Raw genomic sequence first — 26,768 nt, forward strand, 5'->3', positions numbered from 1 at the left:
GTGGCGTTCAATCATAAGCACCTGATCGACATTACCGAGTACTCCGAAGAGGACATCAAGCTCATCCTCGAGACCGCCAAGGCGTTCTCCGAGGTCAACGAGCGTGCGATCAAGAAGGTTCCCACGCTCAAGGGCAAGACCATCGTCAACATGTTCAACGAGCCCTCGACGCGAACCCGTAGCTCCTTCGAGCTTGCCGAGAAGCGTCTTTCGGCCGACAGCCTCAACTTCGGCGGCTCCTCGACCTCTACGGTCAAGGGTGAGAGCCTCGTCGACACCGTCGAGACCCTCAACGCCTACAAGATCGACTGCATCGTCGTGCGCGACAAGCACGCCGGCGCTCCCTATATCGTCACGCAGAACTCGCCTGCGAGCGTCATCTGCGCCGGCGACGGCAAGCACAACCATCCCACGCAGGCCCTGCTCGACCTGTACACCATCTGGGAGCACAAGGGTGATTTCCACGGTCTGAAGGTCGCCGTCGTCGGCGATATCGCGCACTCCCGCGTCTGCGGCTCGCTGATCCCCGCCCTTAAGATCATGGGCTGCGAGACCTACGCCGTCGCTCCCGGCACGCTGCTGCCGCCGGCGCCCGAGGTCCTGGGCTGCGACCACGTGACGAGTGACCTCGATTCCGTCCTGCCCGAGCTGGACGTCGTCTACATGCTGCGCGTGCAGCAGGAGCGCCTCGAGGGCGCCCCGTTCCCGACCATTCGCGAGTACCACAAGCTCTTCGGCCTGACCAAGGATCGCGAGAAGCTCATGAAGCCCGATGCGATCATCTGCCACCCGGGCCCCATCAACCGCGGCGTCGAGTTCGACTCCTATATGGCCGACCACCCGCAACGCTCCGTCATCCTGGAGCAGGTCTACGCCGGTATCTGCGTGCGTATGGCTATCCTGTATCTGCTGCTTGGAGGTGCCGATAATGGCCTTGCTTCTTAAGAATGCCCACGTCGTCGACCCGTCCGTCGAGCTTGACGGTGTCGTTGACGTCCTGATTGACGGCGACAAGATCGCCGAGGTCGGCGAGAATCTCGCCGTCGAGGGGGCCGAGGTCCGCGACCTTTCCGGCAAGTACCTCGTCCCCGGCCTGGTGGATATGCACGTTCACCTTCGCGAGCCCGGTTACGAGGTCAAAGAGGACATCGAGAGCGGCACCCGCGCAGCTGCCAAGGGCGGCTTTACCGGCGTGTGCTCCATGCCCAACACCGATCCCGTCACCGATAACGGCACCGTCGTGGAATTCGTCAAGTCCCGTGCTGCCGAGGTCGGTCACTGCCGCGTCTATCCGTCGGGCGCCATGACCCGCGGTCTTAAGGGCGAGGCCATGTCCGAGATGGGCGATATGGTCGCCCACGGCGCCGTCGCCTTCACCGACGACGGTCGCGGCGTGCAGGGCGCGGGCATGCTCCGCCGCTGCATGGACTACGGCAAGATGTTCGGCAAGGTCTTTATGAGCCACTGCCAGGACGAGGACCTGGTCGGCCACGGCCAGATCAATGAGGGCAAGGTCTCGACCCGTCTGGCTCTCGAGGGCTGGCCGGCTGCCGGCGAGGAGCTCCAGATCGCCCGCGACATCGAGATTGCCAAGCTGACCGGTGCCAAGCTGCACATCCAGCACATCTCAACCGCCCATGGCCTGGAGATCGTGCGTGCCGGTAAGGCCGCTGGCGTTCAGGTTACCTGCGAGGCCACCCCGCACCACATGTTCCTGACCGAGAACGACCTGGACGAGACCTACAACACCTCGCTCAAGGTCAATCCGCCGCTGCGTACCGAGGAGGACGCCGAGGCCATCCGTCAGGGCGTCATCGACGGTACCGTCGACGTTATCGTCACCGATCACGCTCCCCACACCCCGTGGGAGAAGGCCCGCGAGTTCGAGCTTGCACCTTTTGGCATGATCGGCCTCGAGACTTCGCTGTCGCTCGTGCTCACCGAGCTGGTCAATACGGGCAAGATGAGCATGGGCCGCATGGTCGAGCTCATGGCCATCAAACCGCGTGAGATCCTGGGCCTCGACCAGGTTCAGGTCAAGGTGGGCTCCGTCGCCGACCTGACCGTGTTCGACACGTCCGCCACTTGGACGGTCGGCGAGGACGGTTACGAGTCGCGCGCCGAGAACTCCGGTTTTGCCGGCCGCACGCTCACCGGTCGTGCCACCGATGTGTTTGTCGGCGGTAAGCAGACGCTCGCCGACGGCTGCATCTGCTAGCATAGCCTTATCGCTTTTGTGCGCGGTGCCCTTGCGGTGCCGCGCTTTCTGTTCGTTTTGACCATGCAACCGCATGGGGGATTGGAGCGTCTATGCCCACACCTTCCACTGCACGCATGCACGACTTCGAGGTCGTCTCGAACCAGGAGATCGCCGAGGGCATCTTCTCGCTCGTAATCTCGGCCCCCAAGCTTGCAAGTGCGCTCAAGCCCGGTCAGTTTGTGAACATCGCCGTGCCCGGCGATGCGTCCTCGCTGCTTCGCGTGCCCCTGAGCTTCTATCGCGCCGACGCCCAGGCCGGCACCGTCGAGCTGTGGTACACCGTCGTGGGCGACGACACCCGCCGTCTGTCGCAGATGGCCTCTGGTTCCACTTCTAACCTGCTGGGCCCTGGCGGTCGCGGCTGGCTGGTGCCCGAGGGCGCCAAGAAGGCGCTGCTCGTGGCGGGCGGCATCGGTGTCCCGCCCGTGCTCTGCCTGGCGGGCATGCTTGCCGAGCAGGGTGTGGCCGTCGACGTGTGCATGGGCTTTGGCACCGCGTCCAAGGCCGTGGGTATCGATGAGTTCCGCGCGTTGGGCGCCACGGTTAATGTATGCACCGACGACGGCTCGCTTGGCACGCATGGTTTTTGCACCGATCCGGCCGCCGAGCTGCTTGGCGAGGGTGGCTACGACTATGTCGCCAGCTGCGGTCCCGCCGTCATGATGAAGAAGGTCGCCGCCGCTGCCGCCGAGGCCGGTGTGTACTGCGAGGTGTCGCTTGAGCGCATGATGAGCTGCGGCTTTGGCGCCTGCAACACCTGTAACGTCGAGACGGTTGACGGTATGAAGGGCGCCTGCATGTGCGGCCCCGTGTTCGATGCTTCCAAGGTGGTGGTCTTCTAGTGGGTACCGTGAACATGGCCGTCGATTTCGGCGGCGTCAAGATGCAAAACCCCATCAACACCGCAGCCGGCACTTTTGGTTACGGCTGGCAGTTCCAGAACTTCTTCGATGTTTCCCAGCTGGGCGCCATCACCACCAAGGGCTGCGCTGCCGAGCCCTGGCCCGGCAACCCCGCACCCCGTATGGCCGAGATCCCCGGCGGTATGATCAACTCGGTGGGCCTTCAGAACCCCGGCGTTGCCGCCTTTGCCCGTGAGTCCGGCCCTTGGCTGGAGCAGCTTTCCAAGGACGGCTGCCAGGTCATCTGCCAGGTTGCCGGTCACTCTGTTGACGAGTTTGTCCGCGCACTCGAGATGTATGTCGAGCTGTGCCCCTGGGCTGCCGGCTACGAGATCAACGTGAGCTGCCCTAATATCGCCGCCGGCGGTGCCGCCATGGGCTCCACGCCCGAGGGCGCCTCTTCCGTTATGGCTGCCTGCCGCAAGGTGACCGATAAGCCGCTGTTCGTGAAGATGGCGCCGGTCAACGTCGCCGAGATCGCCAAGGCCCTCGAGGCTGCCGGCGCCGACGGCCTTTCGGTCATCAACTCCATTCAGGGCATGGCCATCGACGTCCATACCCGTAAGTCCCGCGTGGCCAAGCCCAAGGGCGGCCTTTCGGGCCCGCTGTGCCACCACATCGCCGTGCGTATGGTCTGGGAGGTTGCCCAGGCCGTCGATATCCCCATCAACGGTGTCGGCGGTGTCATGACCGGCGAGGATGCGGCTGAGTTTATCCTGGCCGGTGCCACCTGCGTGTCGGTCGGCATGGCCAACTTTGTCGATCCGTGTGCTTCGCTCAAGATCGCGCATGAGCTCGAGGCTTGGGCTGAGTCCCAGGGCGTGAAGGACATCAACGAGCTGGTAGGTGCTTTCGAATGCTAGAGACCGATGCCCGCGACCGTGTTATCGTCGCCCTCGACTGCGACCGTGAGCGTGCGCTCGAGCTCGCCCATGAGCTTTCGGGCCATGCCGCCTGGCTCAAGGTGGGCATGACGCTCTATTACGCCGAGGGCCCCGAGATCGTCAAGACGTTCAAGGACCTGGGTTTTAAGGTCTTCCTTGACCTTAAGTTCCATGATATTCCGCATCAGGTTCGCGGTGCCGCCCGCTCGGCCTCGCTTGCCGGTGCCGACCTGCTTTCGGTTCACGGCTTGGGTTCGGGTGCTATGCTCGCCGCCTGCCGTGAGGGTGCCGAGGAGGCGCGCGAGGACCGCGCCAAGCTCGTTGCCATCACCGTGCTCACGAGCATGAATCAGGATGCCTTGAGCGAGATCGGCGTCGAGTCGCCTGTGGCCGAGGAGGCCGTCCGCCTGGCAAAGCTTGCTCAGGCCAACGGCATCGATGGCATCGTGTGCTCGCCGATGGAGGCTCACGACATGCGTGAGCTGCTGGGTCCCGATACCCTGATCGTTACTCCGGGTGTGCGTCCGATGGGTGCCGCTCTTGGTGACCAGTCTCGCGTGGCGACGCCTTCCCAGGCTATCGAGCGTGGCGCAAGCCACATTGTGGTGGGCCGTCCCATTACTGGTGCCGACGATCCGGTTGCCGCATTTGACGCTATTGTTTCCGAGCTGGTCGAAAACGTCGCCTAAAAGATTCCCTCAAGTCACCACTTTTGGGTATCATTAGCACAAATATGCCCCTGTACCTGCGAAAACTTTCCTACCCTTTGTGTGGAATCGCAGGGCAGGGGCTTAACTTTGACCTCCGCATATTGCACTTTTCGTAGGTATCGTCTAATCTATGGAGCCGTCGATTGGGCATTTAGTGCGTTTGACGTGCTAAAATGCCAATTACTGCATCAGATATAACCCAACTATTTGGAGGTTCGAATGGCACTCCCTCAGCTTACCGACGAGCAGCGCAAGCAGGCACTTGAGAAGGCTGCTGCCGCACGTCACGCCCGCGCTGAGCTTCGCGAGCAGATCAAGAAGGGCGAGAAGTCCCTCGAGTCCGTGCTCAACTCCGATGACCCCATCGCTTCCCGCATGAAGGTTTCCACCCTCATCGAGTCTCTCCCTGGTTATGGCAAGGCCAAGGCCGCCAAGATCATGGAGGAGCTCGGTATCTCCGCTACCCGTCGCGTCCAGGGCCTCGGCGTCCGTCAGCGCGAGCAGCTCCTCGAGCAGCTGACCAAATAAGTGAGCGCTCAGGATTCCAAGCTCTTTGTGATTTCTGGACCGTCAGGCGCAGGCAAGGGCACGCTCGTCACTCGTGTGCGCGAGCTCCGCTCGAACCTGGGCCTGACGGTTTCGGCTACCACGCGAGCACCACGCAAAGGTGAGGTCGACGGCGTCAACTACTTTTTTCTGACGCGCGAGGAGTTCGACCGCCGCGTGGCAAACGGTGAGTTTGTTGAATGGGCCGAGGTCCACGGTAACTGCTACGGCACGTTGGTGAGCGAGGTCACATCCAAGCTCGCCTCGGGCGCGTCACTGATTTTGGAGATCGATGTCCAGGGCGCCCTGCAGGTGAAGGAGCGTTTCCCCGAGGCCGTGCTGATTTTTATCAAGCCGCCTTCGCTTGAGGTGCTCCGCGAGCGTCTAGTCGGTCGCGGTACCGAGACGCCCGAGACGATTGAGCTGCGCATGGCAAACGCCGCCGATGAGCTTGCCCTTGCCGACCGCTACGACGACGTCGTGGTTAATGACGATCTCGACCGCGCGACCGATGAGCTCGTTCGCGTTCTCGATATGCATGAAAGGATCTGAGGTCCGTGTCCGTTGTAAAGCCTTGCATTGACGATCTTCTGGAGAAGACCGATCACAACCGCTTCCTGCTCGCTTCGCTTGCCTCCAAGCGCGCCTGCGACATCAATAGCATGCTGCGTGGCCAGCACAATCGCGTGCTTGCCGTCCAGGATGTCGATGACATCACCATCGGGCTTTCCGGTGCCGATACTATCTCGATGGCTATGGACGAGATTGTCGATGGCGACATCTCTTACGATGAGGCTCGTTACGAGAAGGCGCTCGGCCACAAGGTTGCTGAAGCCTAAATGGCAGCTCGCGTCTGCCTGGTCCACTATCACGAGGTTGGACTGAAGGGCAAGAACCGCGCACATTTTGAGCATATCCTCATGGATAACATCAAGGCGGCCTTGGCCGCCTTTTCCGTGAATGCCGTGTCTCGAATTTCCGGTTATATCCTCGTGACCTTTAACGAGCATCAGGCCGACGAGGCGGCGCGTGTCATTCGCACCGTTCCCGGCGTTGCTCGTGTGTCTTTGGCGTATCACACCAACCGCGACCCGCAGGAGTACTGCGCCGCCGCCGTGAAGGCGCTGCGCGAGTTTGGTTCCTTCGATTCGTTTAAGGTGCACGCCAAGCGCTCCAACACCGACTATGAGCTCACCTCGATTGATATCAATCGTCAGGTGGGCGAGGTGCTGTGTGAGGCCTTCCCCGATAAAAAGGTTCAAATGCACGACCCCGATGCGATGGTGCATGTGTTGGTGGTCCAGGGCAGCGTTTATGTGTATGCGCGTTCCGAGCGCGGCGTGGGTGGCCTGCCGGTGGGTTCTGCCGGTAAGGTCGTGACGCTGCTGTCGTCGGGTATCGATTCTCCGGTGGCGACCTGGATGCTCGCGCGTCGCGGTGCGGTGTGCGTGCCGGTGCATTTCTCCGGTCGTCCGCAGACGCCCGATACGAGCGAGTATTTGGTGCAGGATATCATCCGTGCGCTTGCACCGGGTGTCCAGATCGGCCGCTTGTACGTAGTCCCGTTTGGCGACTGCCAGCGTGAGATTTCGGTCACCTGCCCCAGCAACTTGCGTGTGATCATGTATCGCCGGATTATGTATTCGGTTGCCGAGCGCATTGCACACATCGAGGGTGCCAAGGCCATCGTTACGGGCGAATCACTTGGGCAGGTTGCCTCCCAAACGCTCGAGAACATCATGGCCGTCAACGAGGCCGTGAAGATCCCTGTGTTCCGTCCGCTCATCGGTTCGGACAAGCAGGAGATCATCGCGCGCGCCGAGGAGATCGGTACGTTCGATATCTCGACTGAGGCCGCTCCCGACTGCTGCACGCTGTTTATGCCGCGCCGTCCCGAGACGCATGCTAAACTCGATGCCGTGCATGAGGCCTGGGAGTTGTTCGATCACGAGGAGATGATCGAGCGTCTGCTCAAGCAGACCGAGTACATCGACTTCGATAGCAACACGTATAAGGCGCCTAAGACCTTAAAACGCAAACATTCGGAGCTTGCTCCGCGTGAGATTTACCAAGATCACGAGTAAATTTGTGCATAGACCGACGATGCGCCTGCATCGTCGGTTTTTTGCCATCTGGGCATTTTGCGACTAAGTGTTCATTTGCTGACGTGTGCCTGAATAAATGGACAGATTTGTGCAAGGTTTTGGTCGGCTTTTGGTTTGACCGCGATAACCGGTTTTGAAGCATGGCTGTTGCAGGGCTCTTTTCCTGACACGATGTTGTTGGGAGGTTTTGCTATGGCGCAGCGCGAACAACACGAACGGGTCAAAAAGATGGACCGCTGGGCGGGCAAGCTGCTCGGTCATAAGGCAGTGGTGGTGGCGATGCTGGGCGTCATTGCGATGGCGAGCGGCTTGGCGATGGCGAACCTTGGCGGCGGTGCCGGCGGTGTGTCGTTTGAGCGCACTGATGGTTCGGGCTCGTTAGTGGAGCCGGGATCCGGCGATGCTTCGAGCGGAAAGACATCCGAAGGATCTTCGACTAAGGCTTCTGCCGCGGCAGAGGTCTATGTCGATGTCGATGGCGCCGTTGTGTCGCCCGGTGTATATCGCCTCAAGGACGGCGCGCGGGTGGCTCAGGCGATTGATGCCGCCGGCGGGCTGGCGCCCGAGGCAGACGTTACGGGGCTCAATCGGGCATCTAAGGTCATCGATGGACAGAAGATTCACGTTCCAACGGTAGGGGAACAGCGGGCGTCCATTGCGGAAGCCGGTGTCGATGGTGGGGCTTCAGCATCATCGGGCGTGAGTGGCGCAAAAGGCCTAGTAAACATCAATACGGCAAGCGCGGCAGAGCTGCAGACGCTTTCGGGCATCGGTCCCTCCATGGCTCAGTCGATTATCGATGAGCGGACAAAGAACGGTGCCTTTGCCTCGGTTGACGATCTGATGCGTGTGTCGGGAATCGGCGAGAAGAAGCTTGCCAAAATCAAAGATTGCATCTGCGTATGAGTGCGACCGAGCGCGAGCATGTGATGCCTCCGCGGCCCCTGATTCCGTGGACGATGGCCCTGTGTGTCGGCATGTGCGTGAGCTGCGCCTTGGTGCTCAACTTGGCCGCTGATGCGCTACTGGGGGAGCAGGCGCCAGCGTTCGGGCCGCTATGGGCTATTCCCGTTGCGGCGGCGGTATTCGTTGCGCTGGCTCAATCTTGTGCGCGGTTTGCCCCTTTTAAGCGGTGGCTGTATGCCGCGTCCGTCGGTCTCGTGGCGGGAGCGGTCGTCTCGGCGTGGTGGGCTGTGGGCGCGCTCAGCGCCTCGAAGGCGCTCGATGGTCGAGCGGCAAGCAGCCTCGAGTTTGTCGTGCAGGGTGATCCATCCATAAACGACGACGTGTATTCCTATACTTGCGAGGCACGCACGGACGGCAAGAGCTTGGCAACGGTTCGCCTATCGTGTGGCCGCGAGCTCAAGGTCGGGGCGCACGTGCGTGTTATCGGTCGCGTTTCACGTTTTGAGAACGATGCGCATGGACGATCGCGCATGCTCCGAGGCGAGGTGCGCAAGGTTAAAGCCGTTCGGATTGTGTCGGTCGATGAGGGCTCTCCGGGGCCGCTGCCTCGGCTGCGAAATGGGCTGCTTGCTTCCATCGCGCCTGCGACCGACCCGGCGCGTGCGCTCATAGCCGGTGTCGTCTGCGGTCGTTCGGCCGAGCTGCGCGCCCAGCCGGCGGGCGACTGGTTTTCGGTGACGGGAACGGCGCATCTTATCGCCGTCTCGGGCAGCCATTTGGCTATCGTGGGGTTTGTAATTGAGGGCGTATTGCAAAAGACTCGGTGCTCACGTGGCCTTCAGCGGGCGATATTGGCGATAACGCTTGTAGGCTACGCTGCCTTTACGGGCGCGTCTCCCTCGGCCGTGCGTGCGTGCTGCATGGTGTTCGCGACGCTTGTCGTAAACGGCGCGGGCCGTCGCCGGCACGGCGCATCGGCACTCTTCGTAACCATGTCCATCTTTGTGCTACTGCGGCCGACGGTGCTGTTCGAGATGGGGTTTCAGCTTTCATGCGCCAGCGTCTTAGCCATCCTGTGCTTTTGCCCCTATGCGACCTACGCTATGGGTGAGCTGGGTGTGCCATCGGGCATTGCCAGCATGCTTTCCGTCACGCTGTGCTCGCAGCTGGCGACTCTTCCCATTACCATTCCTGCCTTCGGTACGTTCTCGCTCATTGCTCCGCTGGCAAATGCGGTCATCGGTCCGGTGGTGAGTCTGCTGCTTGCTGTGTCGATCGTGCTGGTTCCCTTTTCGCTCGTGGCGCCGTTGCGCACTTGGGCGCTCGTTGTGCCCATGATTACCGCCCGTTGCACGCTGTTCTTCGAGCAGCTGTTTGCCGCCGTGCCGGGTGCATCCGTGAGTGTGCCGCCGGATAGCATGTGGATTTACCTAGCGCCGTGTTTGCTGGCGGTTCTCCTGGTCTGGTGGCCGCGCCCTCAGGCACGGCCTATGGCGGTGGGGTTTGCATGTCTGGTGCTCTTGGCTGCGATTCCGTACGTCTACTGGGATCGATTCGCTCCGCCTTCGGTGACGGTGCTCGATGTGGGCCAGGCCGATGCGATTCTTATCCGCCAGGGCGGCGCAGTAGCGCTCGTCGACTGCGGGGTCGACGAGCGCGTGGTAGCGGCGTTGGTTCGCAATAACGTGCACCATATCGATGCCGTCTTTGTGACGCATTGGGATGAGGATCACTGGGGTGGTCTGCCTGCCGTGCTCGAACAGTTTTCGGTTGGAACGATTGCCGTGGCGGCCGAAGCGCTGGAGGATGCTCCTGTCGAGGTATTGAACCGACCTGGCGTGGAGTATCGACAGGTGCGCCGTGGGGATATGGTCGACATCGGCTCATTTTGCGCCCGCGTGATGTGGCCATTCGAGTCCGTGGATGGCGAGGGAAATGAGGACTCGCTTGTCCTGCTGCTCTCTTATGTTCAGGAAGGCATGGGCCTGCGCATGCTCCTCACCGGTGATGCCGAACTCGACCAAGAACGGGAATTCGTGCAGGAGGTGGGGGATATCGATGTACTTAAACTTGGGCATCACGGCTCCAAGGTTTCAGTCGATGGTGAGTTGCTGGACGTCCTGAAGCCCGAGCTTTCCCTCGCGAGCGCGGGCGAGGGGAATCGATACGGCCATCCGTCCGATGCCTGCATCGATTCCGTGAAGGAAGCGGGCGGTGTGTTCGCGTGCACTATCGAACACGGCGACATTACCGTCGCGCCGACTGCGAATGGTTTTGCGATGCGATGCCAGCGACCGTGACGACATCGTTGGCGTGTGGTGGGCCCCTGGGCTAGAATGGCACGGAATGAATACGAAGGCCTGCGGGAGGGGAGCGCAATGTCCGAAACCGGTCTGCTGCCGGCATACCTGATCGTCGGTACCGACGGCGTCAAGCGCGATCACGCCGTCTCGCGTATGAAAGCGCGTCTGGAAAAGTCGGGAATGGTCGAGTTCAACCTCGACGAGCGCGACATGACCAAAGACTCCGATATCGAGTCCATTATCGGATCGCTCAATACCTTTCCCATGGGCAACGAGTTTCGCCTGGTAATCCTTGATGGCTGTTCAAAGCTTGCCAAGGCGGTTTCGGAGCCGCTCGTCGAGTATCTGGCGAGTCCCAGCCCCACAACGGTCTGTCTCATCATCGCCGACTCGCTTGCCAAGAACACGCGCCTGTATAAGGCGATCGCCAAAATCGACAAGAAGGCTATCGTCGATTGCTCGGGTACCAAGCGCTGGGAGCTACCGCGCCGCGTGCAGCAGATGGCGACGCAGCACGGCAAGTCGATCTCGACGGCGGCCGCCGAGGAGCTCGTTTCGCGCTCGGGCGAAAACACGCGCATGCTCGATAACGACCTGGCAAAGCTCTCCCAGATGGTCGAGGCGCCCCAGATTGAGTTTGCCGACGTGGAGCGTTGGATCGTGCGTACGGCCGAGGTTCAGCCCTGGGACTTCCTCAACGCCGTCTCGGCTCGCGATATGCGGCGTTCGCTCGAGCTCTTTAAGCTTCTGCCCTCCAAGAGCTACGTGTGGACCTACACGCTGCTATGCGGTCGCATTCGTGAGCTGATCGTCGCCAAGGCGCTCGACTCTCGTGGGCAGGGGCGTGAACTCGCCGCGACGCTCAAACTTCAGCCCTGGCAGGTCAAAAATCACCTGACCTGGGCACGTCGTTTTTCGATGACCGAGCTCGTCGCAGCGCTCGAGGGTGCCGTTGATGTGGAGCTCGCGCTCAAGGGTTCGGCCGATTCTGAGACCGCGCTTTTGCTCTGGATTACGAACATCTTGAGAAAATCGTGATGATACCTGCCTATTTGACAAATTCGTTCTATCCCTTTGAGGGGGAGCGTGCTATAGTAGGCGCTTGCATGACCTCACCGTGTCTCAGAGGTGTCATACATTTTTTGCAAGGAACTCGAAAGGAACTCCAGAAGTGGCAAACATCAAGTCTCAGAAGAAGCGTATCCGCACCAATGAGGCAGCTCGCATGCGTAACAAGGCTGTCAAGTCCGAGCTCAAGACGCTGACCAAGCACGTCCAGTCCGCTGTCGCCGAGGGCGACGCCGAGAAGGCCCAGGCTGCCCTCAAGACCGTCACCAAGCGTCTCGACATGGCTGCTGCCAAGCATGTTATCCACAAGAACCAGGCTTCCAACCGCAAGTCCGGTCTTGCCAAGCTCGTGAACAGTATCAACGCCTAAGTTGTAAATTTCACACCACACAGATTACGCGCATAAATGGAGCCTGTTTTATGGAACAGGCTCCATTTTTTGTGCCCCTCGGGTAAGATAGTCCACATGAGTACTTCAATTGACATTTCCCACATCCGTAACTTCTCGATTGTTGCGCACATCGACCATGGCAAGTCCACGATCAGTGACCGCATCCTCGAGCTCACCCATACCGTCGACGAGCGCGACATGGAGTCGCAGCTGCTCGACACCATGGATATCGAGCGCGAGCGCGGCATTACGATTAAGTCCAATGCCGTCCGCGTGTCCTATGACGCCGACGACGGCGAGACGTATCAGTTCAACCTGATCGATACGCCGGGCCACGTGGACTTTACCTATGAGGTCTCGCGTTCGCTGGCCGCCTGCGAGGGCGCGGTGCTCGTTGTCGACGCCACGCAGGGCGTCGAGGCGCAGACCGTCTCCAACGCGACGCTCGCCATGAACGCCAACCTGGATATTGTGCCCGCGATCAACAAGATCGACCTGCCGTCGGCACACCCCGACGAGGTCAAGACCGAGATCGAGGACGACCTCGCGATCCCTGCCGACGATGCCGTATGCGTGTCGGGCAAGACTGGCGAGGGTATCCACGACCTGCTGGAGTCCATCGTCTTCTTGATCTCGCCGCCCAAGGGCGATGCGAATGCGCCGCTCAAAGCACTCATCTTGGATTCTTATTTTGATGAATACCGCGGCGTGGTTGCCACGGTCCGTGTTTTTGACGGCTCCATCAAAAAGGGCGATACCCTGCGCATGATGCAGGCCGAGGGCGACTTTTTGGTCGACGGCGTGGGCGTCAAGCGTCCCGCCGAGACGCCGGTCGACGCGCTGACGGTCGGCGAGGTGGGCTACGTGGTCACGGGCCTGAAGGACCCCGAGGCCGTGCGTGTGGGCGACACCCTCACGTGGGCATCGAATCCCTGCTCCGAGCCGCTTCCGGGCTACCGCGAGGCCAAGCCCATGGTCTATACGGGCCTGTTCCCGATCGATAACAAGGACTACGAGAACCTGCGTGACGCGCTCGATAAGTTGCATGTCAACGACCCGTCGTTGGTGTGGGAGCCCGAGACCTCGGTGGCGCTCGGCTTTGGCTTCCGCGTGGGCTTTCTGGGCCTGCTGCATATGGAGGTCGTCAAGGAGCGTCTGGAGCGCGAGTTCAACCTGGACCTTATCGCCACGAGCCCTTCGGTGGACTATCACGTCTACAAGACCGACGGCGAGATGATCGATGTCCGCAGCCCGCAGGACCTGCCCGAGGCCACGCGCATCGAGCGTATCGAGGAGCCCTACCTCAAGGCCAAGATCATCTGCCCGCCCGAGTATACGGGTGCTGTCATGCAGCTCGCTATCGAGCACCGCGGCGTTACCACCGATATGATCCACCTCACGAGCAAATCGGTCGAGATGCGCTTTGACATGCCGCTTGCCGAGCTCATCCTGGACTTCTTTGACCAGCTCAAGAGCCGCACCAAGGGCTATGCGTCGCTCGACTACGAGTTCAACGAATATCGTCCCTCCGAGCTTGTGAAGCTCGACATCCTGCTTTCGGGCGACGAGGTCGACGCGCTTTCGTTTATCGTGCACAAGGACAAGGCCTATGGCCTGGCCCGCGGCCTGTGCGACAAGCTCAAGGAGATCATCCCGCGTCAGCTGTTCGAGGTACCTATTCAGGGCGCCATCGGCAACAAGATCATCGCCCGCTCCACCGTCAAGGCGCGCCGCAAGGACGTTCTGGCCAAGTGCTATGGCGGCGATATCTCGCGTAAGCGCAAGCTGCTCGAAAAGCAAAAAGAGGGCAAGAAGCGCATGAAGGCTATTGGTTCGGTCGAGGTCCCGCAGGAGGCCTTTATGGCGATCCTCAAGGTGGACGAGTAGGACCATGGCGCTTTCTGAATACAGTACGCGGCTGCTGGGCGCCTATGCCGAGCAGCCGTTCCTTATGGCTCCCATGGCGGGCGTGACCGATCCCGCGTATCGCATTATGTGCCGCCGCCGCGGTGCCAATCTTGCCTATAGCGAGATGGTGAGCGTGGCGGGCCTTGCCTATGCCAGCAATAAGACGTGGCGTCTGGTGCTGCCGGCCGACGAGGAGCAGCAGATTTGCGTGCAGCTCTTTGGCTCCAAGCCCGATCAATTTGCGAGCGCTGTCGCTGCCGTCGAGGAACGCGTGGGCGATCGCCTGTCGCTGATCGATATCAACATGGCCTGCCCGGCTCGCAAGGTCGTCACCAAGGGCGAGGGCTCGGCGCTCATGCGCACGCCCGACCTGGCCGAGAAAATCGTCCAGGCGGCAGTGGGCGTGGCACACGTTCCCGTGACCGTGAAGATCCGCAAGGGCTTTTATGCCGAGGACTGTAATGCCGCGACGTTTGCCCAAATGCTCGAGGGGGCGGGGGCCGCAGCGGTGGCGGTGCATGGTCGCTGTGCCACGCAGCTCTATACGGGCCAGGCCGATTGGTCGGTCGTCGATGAGGTTGCCGACGCTGTCGAGATTCCCGTGATTGGTTCGGGTGACGTGTTCACTGCCGAGGATGCCGCGGAGCATCTGCGCAATTCGGGTGCCAGCGCGGTATTTATCGCGCGCGGCATCTACGGCAATCCGTGGGTGTTCGGCGATGCCCGAGCCCTTGCACTCGATGGCACGCCGGTTCCTTCTCGCTCCTCGGTCGAGCGCCTGGGCGCCCTGCGCGAACACCTGACGCTGACGCACGAGCTTTTGCCGCTTATGTCGCGCGCCCGTACGTATGCAAGCTGGTACTTAAAGGGTATGCCCCATGCAGCCGCTTGGCGCGCCCAGGTGGTGCGCTGTTCCACATACGAGGAGTTTATGGGGCTGGTCGATGATATCGAGCGCGATGTGGTGGCCTGCGAGGCCGCGCTTGCCGCCGGCGAGTCGGTGCCCGCTCATCCGCTGGAGGCCTAAAGGTGTCCGTTACCGCGCTGTATGTGCACGTGCCGTTTTGCGCTCAAAAATGCCGCTATTGCGACTTTGACTCGCGCAGCTTTGCCCCGTGCGACCTGGACGCTGCGCTCGATGCCTATTTTGAGCAGCTGTATGCGCGGCTCGATGCCTTTGGCAACGCTGGGGCACTCAGGCAGATCCGCACAGTCTACGTAGGCGGCGGCACGCCGTCGCTGGCAGGGGAGCGCCTGGTAGAACTTGCCCGTCGTATCTCCATGTGGTGCAAGCCCGTTGAATTTACCTGCGAGGCAAATCCTGAGTCGTTGACCGCTGAGCTCGCCCCGGCGCTTGCCGAGGCGGGTTTCACGCGCATTTCTCTGGGCGTGCAAACCCTCGACAATATCGAGCTGGCTGCTATTGGCCGCATTCACGATGCTAATCGGGCACTTGCGGCTATCGCGACGGTGAAGGACGCTGGTCTCGATGTGTCGTGCGACCTTATGTGTGGCCTTCCCGGGCAGACGGCGGCGAGTTGGCAGTGCACACTCGATGGCGTGCTGGCGGCGGCTCCGCATCATGTGTCGGTCTACCCGCTCACGCTCGAGGAGGGGACGCCCCTTTATCGCATGGCGTGCCGTGACGAGTCGCTCGAGCCTGATGAGGATTTTCAGGCCGCATGCATGGACGTGGCACACGAGCTCCTGGGTGCCGCCGGCTATCACCCGTATGAGGTGGCGAGCTACGCGCTCGACGGCCATGAGTGCGCCCATAACATTGCCTATTGGACTGGACAGGGCTATTTGGGTCTAGGACGCTCTGCCGCGGGTATGCTCGATGCCGAGGATTTCGATCACCTGGCTATGTTGTTCCCTGGCGCGCCTTCTCGAGGCGATGCGTACCGTGTGCGCTTGGTTCAGCGCGACGATGACGCGACGGCGTTCGAGGCCGAATATCTGTCGCAGCGCGAGGCTTCGGCCGAAGACCTGATGCTCGCTTGTCGCATGACGCGCGGTGTTGCGTCCGACCTGTTGGTTCGTGCAGCTTGCGTCATCCCAACGGGCGAGCTGGCAGCTGCCTGCGATCGCGCGCTCGAATTGGGTCTTGCCACTTGGTTGCCCGAGGCGCTCGGGGTCCATGAGGGACCCTTTACTTCGGCAGATGTCGTCTCGGGCCGCGTTCGCGCTCGACTGGCGCCGACCCACCTGGGCTGGCTCGATGGAAATGTTCTGTTCGAGCTGTTTTGGGATCTAGCTTAAGCCGCTCGGGTAGAATTACCGGAATATATACGCTGCTGTGAGCAGGAGGTTGCCGCGCATGGCGACGATGAACGAAAAAGATTACTACGAGATCCTGGGCGTCTCCAAGGACGCCACCTCGCGTGATATTCAAAAGGCCTTTCAGCAAAAGGCCCGTAAGCTCCATCCGGACGTCAACAAAGAGCCGGATGCCGAGGAAAAGTTTAAAGAGGTTTCCGAGGCCTACGCCGTGCTTTCGGATGAGCAAAAACGTGCGCGCTACGACGCCATGCGTTCTGGCAATCCCTTTGCCGGTGCTCCTACGGCATCTCCCTATGGTGGCGGCTACGCCGGCAGCACGGGTTCTGGCAATCCCTTTGAGGGCGGCTTTCCTTTTGGCGGTGCCTGGGGCCAGCAGCGTCGTGGGCAGGCTGCCTACAATCCCGAGAACGGCGCCAACGTGGTCGTCGATATCAAACTCGACGCCAAGGAGGCCAAGGGCGGTGCCCGCAAGACCGTCCGCTACACGCGCTTCGACACCTGTAGCAACTGCGGCGGCTCGGGCTCCGTTTCGTCTGAGCATGCCCATACCTGCCCGAGCTGCGGCGGCCGCGGCCACATCGACGTTGACCTGTCCTTCCTGTTTGGTGCGGGCACGTTCCAGTCGGTCTGCCCCGAGTGCGGCGGTTCCGGTAAGGTCGTGGCCGACCCCTGCCCCGATTGCGGTGGCAGCGGTCGTACTCGCGTAACCTCCGAGCAGACGATTGAGTTTCCTGCCGGCACGCACGATAGCGACGAGGTCCGCATTAGCGGCATGGGTCATGCTGGCACCAACGGTGCCGCGGGCGGCGACCTGGTCGGCCGCGCCCATGTTGAGGCCGAGCGCTTGGAAGGCAAAGCTCGTACCGGTTTTTACCTGATGGGCATTGTGGCGCCGTTTTTGGTGCTGTCGGCCATCTCGGGCGTGTTCTCGGCCTTTGCCGTGATGTGCTTTATTCCGTTTACCATGGGCCTGTTCATGGTGCTTTCGGACGGTGTGCTTCATCGCAGCCTGCTGTGGTGGAAGCGTGGTGCGATGCAGTTTGCCAACGGTTTTGCCAACGGCTTCATGTTCGCGCTCGTGTCTGTTTGGTTTGCGAGCTGCTCGCAACGGGCCATGCTTTCGCCGTATCAAATGCAATAACATCAAACCCTCTGTTTGCGGTCGGCCCAGCTTGGGTATAGGACGCACTGTGACAATAATGAAAGTTGGAAGGATTCGGTCGTGTCGGAAAATAGGGATTACTACGAGGTACTTGGCGTTGACAAGGATGCCGACGCGCGGACGATTAAGCGCGCGTTTCTAAAGAAGGCCCGTACCGTACACCCGGACGTTTCGGACGACCCCGATGCTGAGGCCAAGTTCAAGGAGCTCAACGAGGCCTATTCCGTTCTTTCCGATGAGCAGAAGCGTGCTAACTACGACCGTTATGGCACTGTCGACGGCCCTGGTGGTTCGGGCTACGTCGATATCAACGATATCTTTGGTGGCATGGGCATGGACGACTTGTTCTCGTCGTTTTTTGGCGGCGGTGCCGGCGGTGGCGCCCGCAGCCGTCGTGAGCGTCGTCGCGGCCGCGATATGGCCATCTCTCTTTCGGTGACCCTTGAGGAGGCGGCGCTCGGTTGCAAAAAGACGATTAGTTATGACCGCCTTGCTCCCTGTGAGGATTGCAATGGCACCGGTAGGGCCGAGGGTGCACAGGAAAAGCAGTGCGGCCGCTGCCACGGTACGGGCTATGTCACGACGGTCCAGCGTTCGTTCCTGGGCCAGGTTCAGTCCTCCTCGCCTTGCCCCGACTGCCATGGCGAGGGCACGGTTATCGACCATCCCTGCGAGACCTGCGACGGTCAGGGCCGCACGCCTTCGCATGAAAAGATCGACATCGATATTCCCGCCGGCGTTTCGACCGGTCGCCAGCTGCGTGTGAGCGGCTTTGGCGAGGCCGGCCTTCGCGGCGAGCCTTCGGGCGACTTGATTGTCAACGTGCGCGTCGCCGACCACGAGCGCTTTAAGCGCAACGGTGACGACCTGTACCTCGTGAGCGATATTTCGATTGCACAGGCTGCGCTCGGCTGCGAGATCGAGGTCGAGGGCATTATGCCCGACGAGGTCGTTAAGGTGACGGTTCCCGCCGGTGCCCAGTACGGCGACACCGTGAGCGTCAATAATTACGGCATGCCGCGCATTGGCGGTGGCGGTTCGCGTGGCCGCCTGATCGTGCAACTGCGCGTGGTCGTTCCCACCAATCTTTCCAATAAGCAGCGCGAGCTGCTCCGTGCTTTTGCCGATGAGATGGGCGATGACGTCGCTTCCGGTAAGAAGTCGGTGACCGACCGTATCAAGAGTGCCCTCGACGATATCCTCGATTAAGGAGCCCGCGTGCTCGCACCCCATATTTCCGTCGTCAACCTCGGATGTCGTGTCAACCGGGTTGAGTCTGACCGTATCACTGCCGATCTTATGCGCCTGGGCTTTGCCATGGTGGAGCCCCAGGATGCCGATCTGATCGTCATTAACACCTGTGCCGTTACGGGCGAGGCCGAGGCCAAGACCCGTAAGGCCGTCCGTCATGCGCTGGCCCATCCAAACGACCCCTATGTGGTCGTGACCGGATGCGTGGTCAATTTGCATCCCGAGGAACTGCTGGAGCTTTCGGATCGCGTGATCGCCGAGCCGTCCAAGATGGATGTCGCCGAACGTGTCTGCGAGGTGCTGGGCGTTGAGTCCGATAGTGTTCCAGCCTGCAGTGATGGCGAGGTGGTCGATGCGCTCGGTCGCTCTCGCCTGGGCGTGAAGATTCAGGACGGCTGCAACCATCGCTGCACCTATTGCATTGTGTGGAAGGCACGCGGCCCCGAGCGCTCCGTGCCCGTCGAGTCCGTGCTCGAGCAAGTTCGCGAGGCCCAGGAGGCCGGCGTGCCCGAGGTGGTGCTGACCGGTGTGAACCTGGGTGCCTACGATGGCAAGAGCGCGACCGATGAACATGTCGAAATCGATGAGCTGCTCGAGGCCATTATGGAGCGCACGTCTATTCCGCATGTGCGCATTTCCTCAGTCGAGCCCATGGATATCTCTGAGCGCCTGCTTAAGGTTATGGCTCGCTATCCGCAGCGTATCGCCCCGTTTTTGCACCTGCCCGTGCAGTCTGGCTGCACGGCGACCCTGCATCGCATGGGCCGTCCCTATAGCGCCGAGGCCTTTGAGGACACGGTGCGTATGATTCGCGCCAACCTGCCGCAGGCGTCTCTTTCGTGCGACGTTATCGTCGGTTTTCCCGGTGAGACGGATGAGGAGTTCGAGGAGTCGCTGGCGCTATGCCGTCGCGTGGGCTTTTCGCGCATGCACGTGTTCCGCTATAGCAAGCGCCCCGGCACCCTCGCCGCCGACATGCCCGACCAGGTACCACCTGAGGTCATGGCCGAGCGCAGCCGCCGCATGCGCGACGCTGCTCAGGAGCTCGCCATTGCCGACGCTCGTCGTCGCGTGGGAACCGTTGAGCGCGCCGTGCTCGAGTATGGTGACAACCTGACACTCGGCTCGTTCCATCATGCCCGTCTTGACGATACCCGTGGACTTACAGCCCCGTGCCTGCTCGATGTTGCTATCATCGGAGTCGATGATTCCGGCTTGGTCCATGCACGCAGGGAGGTTCATGGAAGCCTCGAAGATTAGACTTACCGTTCCCGAGGGAATTGACCCCTCGCGCGTTTTGGGCGCCGGCGACGGCGTCCTTCGTGCGCTCGAGAGCTTGGTTCGCGCCCACGTGGTCGCCCGTGGCGATAGCATCTCCGTGAGCGGCGACCCGGACGAGGTCGAGCTCGTGGTGCGTTTTTTCGAACATGCTTTTCGCGAGGCGGCGGCCGGCCGTACCCTTTCTGCCGACGATGTCTCGCGTTGCCTAGCCGTCTTGCGCGACGGTGAGCACGAGGCTACGTCGCTTCGCGATGACGTGCTGCTTTCGTATCGCGGCCGCGTCATTCGCCCCAAGACGCTCGGGCAAAAGCGCTATGTGGATGCTATCCGCTCGCATACCATCACCTTTGGCTTGGGTCCTGCCGGTACCGGTAAGACCTATCTGGCCATGGCGCTCGCCGTCGCCGCGCTTAAGCGTCACGAGGTGGGTCGCCTAATCTTGACGCGCCCGGTTGTCGAGGCGGGGGAGAACCTGGGCTTTTTGCCCGGCACCCTCGAGGAAAAGATCGACCCGTATATGCGACCGCTCTACGATGCCCTTTTTGACATGATGGATCGCGAGCGCACCGATGAGCTTATGGAACACGGTGTGATCGAGATTGCCCCGCTCGCCTACATGCGCGGCCGTACGCTGAGCGATGCCTTCGTGGTACTCGACGAGGCACAAAATACCACGCCCGAGCAGATGAAGATGTTTCTGACACGCCTGGGCTTCAACTCCAAGTTCGTGATTACCGGCGACCTGAGTCAGCGCGACCTGGTGGGTCGCCGTGGCGGCCTTGCCGATGTTGAGCGGATTTTAGGCCGTGTCGACGATGTGGCGTTTGCACACCTGGAGCATGCCGACGTGGTGCGCCATGCCCTGGTGGGTCGTATCGTCGAGGCATACGATGCTTATGATGATATGCGTGAGCAACGCTCGCGCGACCGAAAGGAGTCCCGTTGAGTGTATTGATCAGCAACGATGCCGAGCTCGATACGCTGCTCGACGCGCAAGAGGTGGAACACATCTGCGAGGTTGTGCTCGCCGCTGAGGGCGTTGAACGTGAAGTCGAGATTTCCCTTTCGTATGTCGACGAGGACGAGATGCACGGGCTCAACCACGAGTGGCGCGGTATCGACCGCACCACCGATGTACTCTCGTTCGAGTGCGATTCGGCCTTTGACGAGGATATTCCCGCCGATGAGACGCTCGAGCTCGGCGATATTATCTTGGCCCCGCAGGTTATTGCCCGTCAGGCCCCCGGTTTTGGCAATAGCCCCGCTGGCGAGTGCCGTCTGATGCTCGTACACGGCATGCTGCACTTGCTGGGCTATGACCACATCGAGGACGACGAGGCCGAGGTCATGGAGGCCCGCGAGGACGCCATCCTGCGCGATCTGGCGCTCGAGCGCGGCGAGGACCCCAAGCTAGTCCACGTCGGCCCCATCACCAACCACGTCCACGACTAGGAGCCGTCTATGATTCCCGGATCGAACAAGGACCATCCGTCCTTCTTAAAGTCGTTTTCCTACGCCATGGAGGGCTTCGTCACCGCCGTCAAGACCGAGCGCAACATTAAGGTCATGCTCGTTGCGGGCGTGTGCACCGTCGTTGCCGGCTGCATCGTGGGGCTCGACATTGCCGAGTGGGCCACGATTATCATCTGTTGTGGCCTGGTGATTCACGGCGAGCTGTGCAACACCGCTATGGAGGCCATCGTCGACCTGGCGACCCAGGAACTTCATCCGCTGGCCAAGCGTGCGAAGGACATCGCCGCCGCCTCTGTATACGTTCTTTCCATCACCGCCGCGATTGTGGGCTTGCTGGTATTTGCCCACGCGCTCGGCTTTATTTAGAAAGGGAGTCCCATGTCCGACAATATGCAGCCTACCGATGAGATTCTGGACGACGAGTCCCTGGACGCGGTGGATACTGAGGAGCTCGAGGAAGTCGAGGAGTTCGACCCGTTTGAGGGCATGAGCGATGAGGAACTCGACGCCCTATGCGACGAGGACGACGGTCCTATGGGCTTTGGTGACGTGGAACCCGGTTTCCGCAGCGGCTTCGTGGCCCTGGTCGGTCGCCCTAACGCCGGCAAGTCCACGCTACTTAATGCCTGCTACGGCAAAAAGGTTGCCATCACCTCGCCGGTGGCACAGACGACCCGCCGCCGTATGCGCGCCATCGTCAATCGTCCCGGCTACCAGCTGGTCTTTGTCGATACCCCGGGTATTCATAAGCCCAAGGATGGCCTGGGTTCCGAGCTCAACAAGAGTGCGCTGTTCGAGCTGAACGATGTTGACGTCGTCGCGTTTTTGATTGACGCCACCAAGCCGATCGGCAGGGGAGATGCCTGGGTTGCCGAGCGCGTCAAGAGCGCCCGCTGCAAGAAGGTCCTGGTGCTCACCAAGGCCGATGAGGCCGACCCCGCACAGGTCATGGAGCAGCTCAAGGCAGCCCACGAGCTCATGGACTATGACGACGAGATCGTGACGTCGTCGGTCAAGAACTTTAACGTCGATGCCTTCATCGAGACCGTTGCGCACTTTTTGCCCGAGGGTCCTCGCTGGTTCCCCGAGGACATGGGCACCGATGCTTCCGACGAGACGCTCGTTGCCGAGTTTGTGCGCGAGAAGGTCTTGCGCCGCACCCGTGATGAGATTCCGCATTCCGTGGGCGTGATCTGTGATGCGCTCGAGCAGACCAAAAAGGTGTTGCGCGTACATGCCACCATTTACGTCGAGCGCGAGGGCCAAAAGGGCATCATCATCGGCAAGGGCGGCGAGATGATCAAACATATCGGCATCGATGCCCGTCGTGATCTTGAGCGCATCTTTGGCACGCAGGTCTTTTTGGAGCTGGACGTAAAGGTCAAGGCCGGTTGGCGCGACGACGAGGCTCAGATTCGCCGTTTTGGCTACAATGCCGAAGATTAAGGACGCGCGACGCGCATGGCAGGCTCCCGGACATATCGCACGAAGGTCCTCGTCCTCGATAAGACGAAGCTCAAAGAGACCGACCTGATTCTGACGATGCTTGACGAGCGGGGTCGGCAGGTTCGTGCCGTGGCAAAGGGCGCGCGCAAACCCGGTGGGCGCTTGGCAGCGCGCTGCGAGCTGTTCTGTACCGTCGATATGCTGCTCGCACATGGACGCTCGCTCGATGTGGTTTCCCAGGCCGAGCTTATGGAAGCGCCGCTCGGCGCCGCGCCCGATTACGAGACGACCTGCGCCGCAAGCGCGATTGCCGAGGTCGCGCGTGTGTGCTCATTCGAGGACGCCGAGGACCCGTTTACCTTTGCCATCACGCAGCGGGCGCTTGCCCTGGTGGGCGGCGGGCTCGACGCGGCGCATATGGACCTGCTCGTGGCGGCATATGTCTTTAAGCTGCTATCGCACGTTGGCTACCGACCCGATTTTTCGGCTTGCGTGCTGTGCGGAGACCCTATGCTGTCGTATTTTTCGCCCCAGGCCGGCGGGCTCATGTGCGGGTCGTGTGCGTCGAGCGTTCCGGGTGCCGAGCTGGTGTCGACCGGTGAGGTCGCGTGGCTGCGCGCCCTCATGTCCATGACCTTCGATGCGCTTATGGCCGAGAGGGTCGACCCCCATACCGCTGCCTTTTTGTTGGGGCTTTCACATGTTTGGGCTGCGACGCACACCGATCAGCGCCTCCGTGCGATGGAATTCATGTTGGGTCGGTGATGATGCACAGACGCGGGATGCTTGTGGTAACATATCGGCCTGTTGGTACCTCGACCTTGGTTGCTCGCTCCACCGGCGGCTTCCCAGTCCGAGGCGAATCGAGTCGCCCGATGGCGACGCAAAACGAAAGGTGAAACAATGACTGTTTCCAAAGAGCGCAAGGCGGAGCTGACTGCCCAGTTCGGTAACACCCCGGTCGACACCGGCAACCCCAAGGTTCAGGTCGCCATCCTGTCCGAGCGCATCAAGGAGCTGACCGAGCACATGAAGTCCCACCAGAAGGACTTCCACACCCGTCGTGGCCTGCTCATGCTCGTCGGCCGTCGTCGTCGTCTTCTCTCCTACATTAAGAAGAACGACATCGTCGAGTACCGTGAGCTCATCAAGGCTCTGGGCATTCGCGACAATATTCAGTAGCGAACTTGTACATGCTAAGAGCGTCCTGCATGCGGGACGCTCTTTTTGTGTAAGGGCGTGAACAATCACGCTCTGAAGCGTGGCGGGGGCAGGGGGCCCGCGTCACATGAGAAGCCCGCAGGCAAGGGGCCTGTGGGGTAAAGGAGAACAATGACACTCGTATCCAAGACCTTTGAGCTGTACGGCAAGACCTACACCTTTGAGTCCGGCGAGCTTGCCAAGCAGGCCACTGGCGCCTGTCTGGTCAAGCAGGGCGACACCACGATGCTCGATACCGTGGTCGTCTCCAAGGAGCGCAAGAACTATGACTTCTTCCCGCTGACCGTCGACTTCAACGAGAAGATGTACGCTGCCGGCCGCATCCCGGGTGGCTACCTCAAGCGTGAGGGCCGTCCCAGCGAGAAGGCCACGCTCACCGCGCGCATGATCGACCGTCCGATTCGCCCGAGCTTCCCGGACGGCTTCCGCAACGAGGTGCACATCGTCGCCACCTCGCTCGTCGCCGACCAGGTCAACCCCTTCGACGTCATCAACGTCATGGGTGCTTCCCTGGCCATGACGCTCGGCGGCGTGCCCTTCGAGGGCCCGCTTGCCTGCGTGCGCATCGGCCGTAACGTGGAGACCGGCGAGTTTATCGTCAACCCCACCTACGAGGAGCGCGAGAACTCCGATCTGGACCTGGAGCTGGGCGGCTCTGCCGACTTCATCTCGATGGTCGAGGCCGGCGCCGAGGAGATCTCCGAGGACGACATGCTCGCCGCCATGAAGTTTGGCCAGGAGGCCCTTGCCGCCTTCTGCCAGGCTCAAGACGAGTTCGTCGCCGAGTGGGAGCAGGTCAACGGCCCCATCGTCAAGAAGGAGTACCCGCTCGATCAGCCCGTCGAGGAGGTCCAGGAGCGCATCTTCGCCCACTACGACGAGATGGCAGCCGCCCTGCGCGACGCCGACAAGCTCTCCCGTATCGGCAAAGTCGAGGCTCTGAAGGAGTCCATCCGCGCCGAGTTCACCGAGGAGGAGCAGGCCGCTTGGGAGCGCGAGATTCCCGTGGCGCTGAAGAAGCTCGAGAAGAAGGCCATGCGCACCATGGTCGTCGAGACCGGCGAGCGCGTTGACGGCCGTGCCGCCGACGAGATCCGTCCCATCATGGTGAAGGACAACTACCTGCCGCTCGTTCACGGCTCCGGCCTGTTCCAGCGCGGTCAGACCCAGGTGCTCTCTGTCTTGTCACTCGGCATGCTTAACGAGGGCCAGCGTCTGGATACCATCGAGCCCACCGAGGGCAAGCGCTACATGCACCACTACAACTTCCCGCCGTTCTGCACCGGCGAGACCGGCCGCATGGGCAGCCCCAAGCGCCGCGAGATCGGTCACGGCAACTTGGCCGAGCGCGCCCTGCTTCCGGTGCTCCCCGACGAAAACGAGTTCCCCTACGCCATCCGCGTGGTCTCCGAGGTCATGGAGTCCAACGGCTCCTCTTCGATGGCTTCGACCTGCGGTTCCACGCTCGCCCTTATGGACGGCGGCGTGCCCATTAAGCGCCCGGTCTCCGGTATCGCCATGGGCCTGATCCAGGAGGAGGGCAAGACCGTGGTCCTGTCCGATATCCAGGGTCTCGAGGACTTCCTGGGCGACATGGACTTTAAGGTCACCGGCACCACCGAGGGCATTACCGCCCTGCAGATGGACAACAAGGCCACCGGCCTTACCTTCGACATCCTGGCCCGCGCCCTGCAGCAGGCCAAGGAGGGTCGTGCGTACATCCTGCAGAAGATGCTCGATGTGATCCCCGAGCCGCGTCATACCACGCGCAGCACCGCTCCGCGCATCGTCTCCATCCAGGTTCCGACCGATAAGATCCGCGACGTCATCGGTTCCGGCGGTAAGGTCATCCGCGGCATCCAGGACGAGACCGGCGCTTCGGTTGACATCCAGGAGGACGGCACCGTCTTTGTCGGCGGCACCGGCGAGTCCGTGGACCAGGCCGTCGAGCGCATCAAGCTCATCATCAAGGTTCCCGAGCCGGGCGAGGAGTACACCGGTCGTGTGGTCTCCATCCAGCCCTTCGGCGCCTTTGTCAACCTGCTGCCCGGTAAGGACGGCTTGCTGCACATTTCCCGCGTTGCCAAGGGCCGCGTCGAGAAGGTTGAGGACGTCCTCAACGTTGGCGACGAGGTCAAGGTCGTCGTCATCGAGGTCGACGATCGCGGCAAGATCTCGCTCGATCGTCTTGACAAGCCCGAGGCCCCGGCTCGCGCCGAGGGTGCCTCCGAGGGCGACGGCGAGCACTTCCAGCGCCGTGAGCGTCCGCGTCGCGAGCGCTCCGAGCGCAGCGACCGTCCGCGCCGTCCCGGCGACAACGGAGGCCGCAAGCCCCGCCGCCACCACGACGCCGAGTAACAGCCACACATAAGTAGCTCAATTAGGGCGACTCCTTAACGGGGTCGCCCTTTTGCTTATCACGGCGTGGGCCGCAGGTAAAGTTTCCTGCTCTACAGTCCTGCTCACGACGGAGGCCACATTAAGTGGCCTCCTGTTCGTGCGGAACTCGCGATAAACTTTACCTGCGGCCCACGCCGTGATAAGCAAAAGGGCTGGGGTGCTGTCTGTGATTTGGCTAGACATTTCTGGGTAGTTTTCAGATTCCTACGTAGTTGATAGCTGCAAGTCGGCATCTCCCCAGATAAAACCTACCAAAATAAACCTGTCC

26 protein-coding genes are annotated in these 26,768 nt (G+C 61.3%); all 26 read left to right on the forward strand.

Annotated features, from left to right (window positions below; genetic code table 11):
• The 26 genes from DXB98_RS00400 to DXB98_RS00525 all read left to right on the forward strand — a co-directional run bounded on the left by DXB98_RS00400 (position 1) and on the right by DXB98_RS00525 (position 26,458).
• Entirely contained in the window at positions 1–945 is a 945-nt protein-coding gene (locus tag DXB98_RS00400) for an aspartate carbamoyltransferase catalytic subunit (RefSeq protein WP_035138537.1), read from the forward strand.
• A complete protein-coding gene (locus tag DXB98_RS00405; protein WP_117742737.1) occupies positions 929–2,218 on the forward strand; it encodes a dihydroorotase in 1,290 nt (429 codons plus the stop codon). The genes DXB98_RS00400 and DXB98_RS00405 overlap by 17 nt, the downstream gene beginning before the upstream one ends.
• 116 nt (positions 2,219–2,334) lie before the next feature.
• On the forward strand, positions 2,335–3,102 hold the full coding sequence (locus DXB98_RS00410) for a dihydroorotate dehydrogenase electron transfer subunit (RefSeq protein ID WP_117742738.1): 768 nt from the start codon (positions 2,335–2,337) through the stop codon (positions 3,100–3,102).
• A gap of 14 nt (positions 3,103–3,116) precedes the next feature.
• Positions 3,117–4,025 (forward strand): dihydroorotate dehydrogenase, encoded by a 909-nt coding sequence (locus tag DXB98_RS00415; protein ID WP_006236128.1) that lies wholly within the window; start codon positions 3,117–3,119, stop codon positions 4,023–4,025.
• Positions 4,019–4,735, forward strand: coding sequence for an orotidine-5'-phosphate decarboxylase (gene pyrF, locus DXB98_RS00420; RefSeq protein WP_117742739.1), 717 nt, complete (start codon positions 4,019–4,021; stop codon positions 4,733–4,735). The genes DXB98_RS00415 and pyrF overlap by 7 nt, the downstream gene beginning before the upstream one ends.
• Before the next feature lie 240 nt (positions 4,736–4,975).
• On the forward strand, positions 4,976–5,284 hold the full coding sequence (mihF, locus tag DXB98_RS00425) for an integration host factor, actinobacterial type (protein ID WP_006236130.1): 309 nt from the start codon (positions 4,976–4,978) through the stop codon (positions 5,282–5,284).
• Entirely contained in the window at positions 5,285–5,854 is a 570-nt protein-coding gene (gmk, locus tag DXB98_RS00430; RefSeq protein ID WP_117742740.1) for a guanylate kinase, read from the forward strand.
• 5 nt (positions 5,855–5,859) lie between these two features.
• On the forward strand, positions 5,860–6,141 hold the full coding sequence (locus DXB98_RS00435; RefSeq protein ID WP_035138532.1) for a DNA-directed RNA polymerase subunit omega: 282 nt from the start codon (positions 5,860–5,862) through the stop codon (positions 6,139–6,141).
• A complete protein-coding gene (gene thiI, locus DXB98_RS00440) occupies positions 6,142–7,386 on the forward strand; it encodes a tRNA uracil 4-sulfurtransferase ThiI (RefSeq protein WP_117742741.1) in 1,245 nt (414 codons plus the stop codon).
• A gap of 213 nt (positions 7,387–7,599) precedes the next feature.
• Entirely contained in the window at positions 7,600–8,313 is a 714-nt protein-coding gene (locus DXB98_RS00445; RefSeq protein WP_117735174.1) for a helix-hairpin-helix domain-containing protein, read from the forward strand.
• A complete protein-coding gene (locus DXB98_RS00450; protein ID WP_117742742.1) occupies positions 8,310–10,613 on the forward strand; it encodes a DNA internalization-related competence protein ComEC/Rec2 in 2,304 nt (767 codons plus the stop codon). The genes DXB98_RS00445 and DXB98_RS00450 overlap by 4 nt, the downstream gene beginning before the upstream one ends.
• A 78-nt stretch (positions 10,614–10,691) precedes the next feature.
• Positions 10,692–11,654: a DNA polymerase III subunit delta gene (gene holA / locus DXB98_RS00455; protein ID WP_117742743.1), complete on the forward strand. Its 963-nt coding sequence runs from the start codon at positions 10,692–10,694 to the stop codon at positions 11,652–11,654.
• 133 nt (positions 11,655–11,787) lie between these two features.
• Positions 11,788–12,054: a 30S ribosomal protein S20 gene (gene rpsT, locus DXB98_RS00460; protein WP_022094714.1), complete on the forward strand. Its 267-nt coding sequence runs from the start codon at positions 11,788–11,790 to the stop codon at positions 12,052–12,054.
• Between the two features lie 96 nt (positions 12,055–12,150).
• A complete protein-coding gene (gene lepA, locus DXB98_RS00465; protein ID WP_117742744.1) occupies positions 12,151–13,962 on the forward strand; it encodes a translation elongation factor 4 in 1,812 nt (603 codons plus the stop codon).
• Positions 13,963–13,966: 4 nt separating this feature from the next.
• On the forward strand, positions 13,967–15,010 hold the full coding sequence (dusB, locus tag DXB98_RS00470) for a tRNA dihydrouridine synthase DusB (RefSeq protein WP_117735178.1): 1,044 nt from the start codon (positions 13,967–13,969) through the stop codon (positions 15,008–15,010).
• Between the two features lie 2 nt (positions 15,011–15,012).
• Positions 15,013–16,245, forward strand: coding sequence for a radical SAM family heme chaperone HemW (gene hemW / locus DXB98_RS00475; RefSeq protein WP_117735179.1), 1,233 nt, complete (start codon positions 15,013–15,015; stop codon positions 16,243–16,245).
• Between the two features lie 58 nt (positions 16,246–16,303).
• On the forward strand, positions 16,304–17,407 hold the full coding sequence (locus tag DXB98_RS00480) for a DnaJ domain-containing protein (protein ID WP_199407080.1): 1,104 nt from the start codon (positions 16,304–16,306) through the stop codon (positions 17,405–17,407).
• Positions 17,408–17,488: 81 nt separating this feature from the next.
• The gene (dnaJ, locus tag DXB98_RS00485; protein WP_117735180.1) at positions 17,489–18,637 is read left to right on the forward strand and encodes a molecular chaperone DnaJ; all 1,149 of its coding nucleotides are present in this window, start codon (positions 17,489–17,491) and stop codon (positions 18,635–18,637) included.
• A gap of 9 nt (positions 18,638–18,646) precedes the next feature.
• A complete protein-coding gene (locus tag DXB98_RS00490) occupies positions 18,647–19,939 on the forward strand; it encodes a MiaB/RimO family radical SAM methylthiotransferase (RefSeq protein ID WP_117742745.1) in 1,293 nt (430 codons plus the stop codon).
• A complete protein-coding gene (locus tag DXB98_RS00495; protein ID WP_117742746.1) occupies positions 19,920–20,906 on the forward strand; it encodes a PhoH family protein in 987 nt (328 codons plus the stop codon). Before DXB98_RS00490 ends, DXB98_RS00495 begins: the two co-directional genes overlap by 20 nt.
• Entirely contained in the window at positions 20,903–21,412 is a 510-nt protein-coding gene (gene ybeY, locus DXB98_RS00500; protein ID WP_117735183.1) for an rRNA maturation RNase YbeY, read from the forward strand. The genes DXB98_RS00495 and ybeY overlap by 4 nt, the downstream gene beginning before the upstream one ends.
• Positions 21,413–21,421: 9 nt before the next feature.
• Positions 21,422–21,799, forward strand: coding sequence for a diacylglycerol kinase family protein (locus DXB98_RS00505; RefSeq protein WP_117735184.1), 378 nt, complete (start codon positions 21,422–21,424; stop codon positions 21,797–21,799).
• 12 nt (positions 21,800–21,811) lie between these two features.
• Positions 21,812–22,879 (forward strand): GTPase Era, encoded by a 1,068-nt coding sequence (era, locus tag DXB98_RS00510; protein WP_199407081.1) that lies wholly within the window; start codon positions 21,812–21,814, stop codon positions 22,877–22,879.
• A 15-nt stretch (positions 22,880–22,894) separates the two neighbouring features.
• Positions 22,895–23,644 (forward strand): DNA repair protein RecO, encoded by a 750-nt coding sequence (recO, locus tag DXB98_RS00515; RefSeq protein ID WP_117742747.1) that lies wholly within the window; start codon positions 22,895–22,897, stop codon positions 23,642–23,644.
• A gap of 138 nt (positions 23,645–23,782) precedes the next feature.
• Positions 23,783–24,061 (forward strand): 30S ribosomal protein S15, encoded by a 279-nt coding sequence (gene rpsO, locus DXB98_RS00520; RefSeq protein ID WP_035138510.1) that lies wholly within the window; start codon positions 23,783–23,785, stop codon positions 24,059–24,061.
• A 150-nt stretch (positions 24,062–24,211) separates the two neighbouring features.
• Complete coding sequence (locus DXB98_RS00525; RefSeq protein WP_117742748.1) at positions 24,212–26,458, forward strand: polyribonucleotide nucleotidyltransferase; 2,247 nt, start codon at positions 24,212–24,214, stop codon at positions 26,456–26,458.
• Positions 26,459–26,768 lie beyond the last annotated feature (310 nt).

The organism is Collinsella sp. OM07-12 (assembly GCF_003438275.1).
In the GTDB taxonomy this organism is placed as follows: domain Bacteria; phylum Actinomycetota; class Coriobacteriia; order Coriobacteriales; family Coriobacteriaceae; genus Collinsella.

Coding starts and splice junctions, on each gene's coding strand:
- DXB98_RS00405 (WP_117742737.1), top strand. CDS start 929: ATGGCCTTGCTTCTTAAGAATGCCCACGTCGTCGACCCGTCCGTCGAG.
- DXB98_RS00410 (WP_117742738.1), top strand. CDS start 2,335: ATGCACGACTTCGAGGTCGTCTCGAACCAGGAGATCGCCGAGGGCATC.
- DXB98_RS00415 (WP_006236128.1), top strand. CDS start 3,117: ATGGCCGTCGATTTCGGCGGCGTCAAGATGCAAAACCCCATCAACACC.
- pyrF (WP_117742739.1), top strand. CDS start 4,019: ATGCTAGAGACCGATGCCCGCGACCGTGTTATCGTCGCCCTCGACTGC.
- mihF (WP_006236130.1), top strand. CDS start 4,976: ATGGCACTCCCTCAGCTTACCGACGAGCAGCGCAAGCAGGCACTTGAG.
- thiI (WP_117742741.1), top strand. CDS start 6,142: ATGGCAGCTCGCGTCTGCCTGGTCCACTATCACGAGGTTGGACTGAAG.
- DXB98_RS00445 (WP_117735174.1), top strand. CDS start 7,600: ATGGCGCAGCGCGAACAACACGAACGGGTCAAAAAGATGGACCGCTGG.
- DXB98_RS00450 (WP_117742742.1), top strand. CDS start 8,310: ATGAGTGCGACCGAGCGCGAGCATGTGATGCCTCCGCGGCCCCTGATT.
- holA (WP_117742743.1), top strand. CDS start 10,692: ATGTCCGAAACCGGTCTGCTGCCGGCATACCTGATCGTCGGTACCGAC.
- lepA (WP_117742744.1), top strand. CDS start 12,151: ATGAGTACTTCAATTGACATTTCCCACATCCGTAACTTCTCGATTGTT.
- dusB (WP_117735178.1), top strand. CDS start 13,967: ATGGCGCTTTCTGAATACAGTACGCGGCTGCTGGGCGCCTATGCCGAG.
- DXB98_RS00480 (WP_199407080.1), top strand. CDS start 16,304: ATGGCGACGATGAACGAAAAAGATTACTACGAGATCCTGGGCGTCTCC.
- DXB98_RS00495 (WP_117742746.1), top strand. CDS start 19,920: ATGGAAGCCTCGAAGATTAGACTTACCGTTCCCGAGGGAATTGACCCC.
- DXB98_RS00505 (WP_117735184.1), top strand. CDS start 21,422: ATGATTCCCGGATCGAACAAGGACCATCCGTCCTTCTTAAAGTCGTTT.
- era (WP_199407081.1), top strand. CDS start 21,812: ATGTCCGACAATATGCAGCCTACCGATGAGATTCTGGACGACGAGTCC.
- recO (WP_117742747.1), top strand. CDS start 22,895: ATGGCAGGCTCCCGGACATATCGCACGAAGGTCCTCGTCCTCGATAAG.
- rpsO (WP_035138510.1), top strand. CDS start 23,783: ATGACTGTTTCCAAAGAGCGCAAGGCGGAGCTGACTGCCCAGTTCGGT.
- DXB98_RS00525 (WP_117742748.1), top strand. CDS start 24,212: ATGACACTCGTATCCAAGACCTTTGAGCTGTACGGCAAGACCTACACC.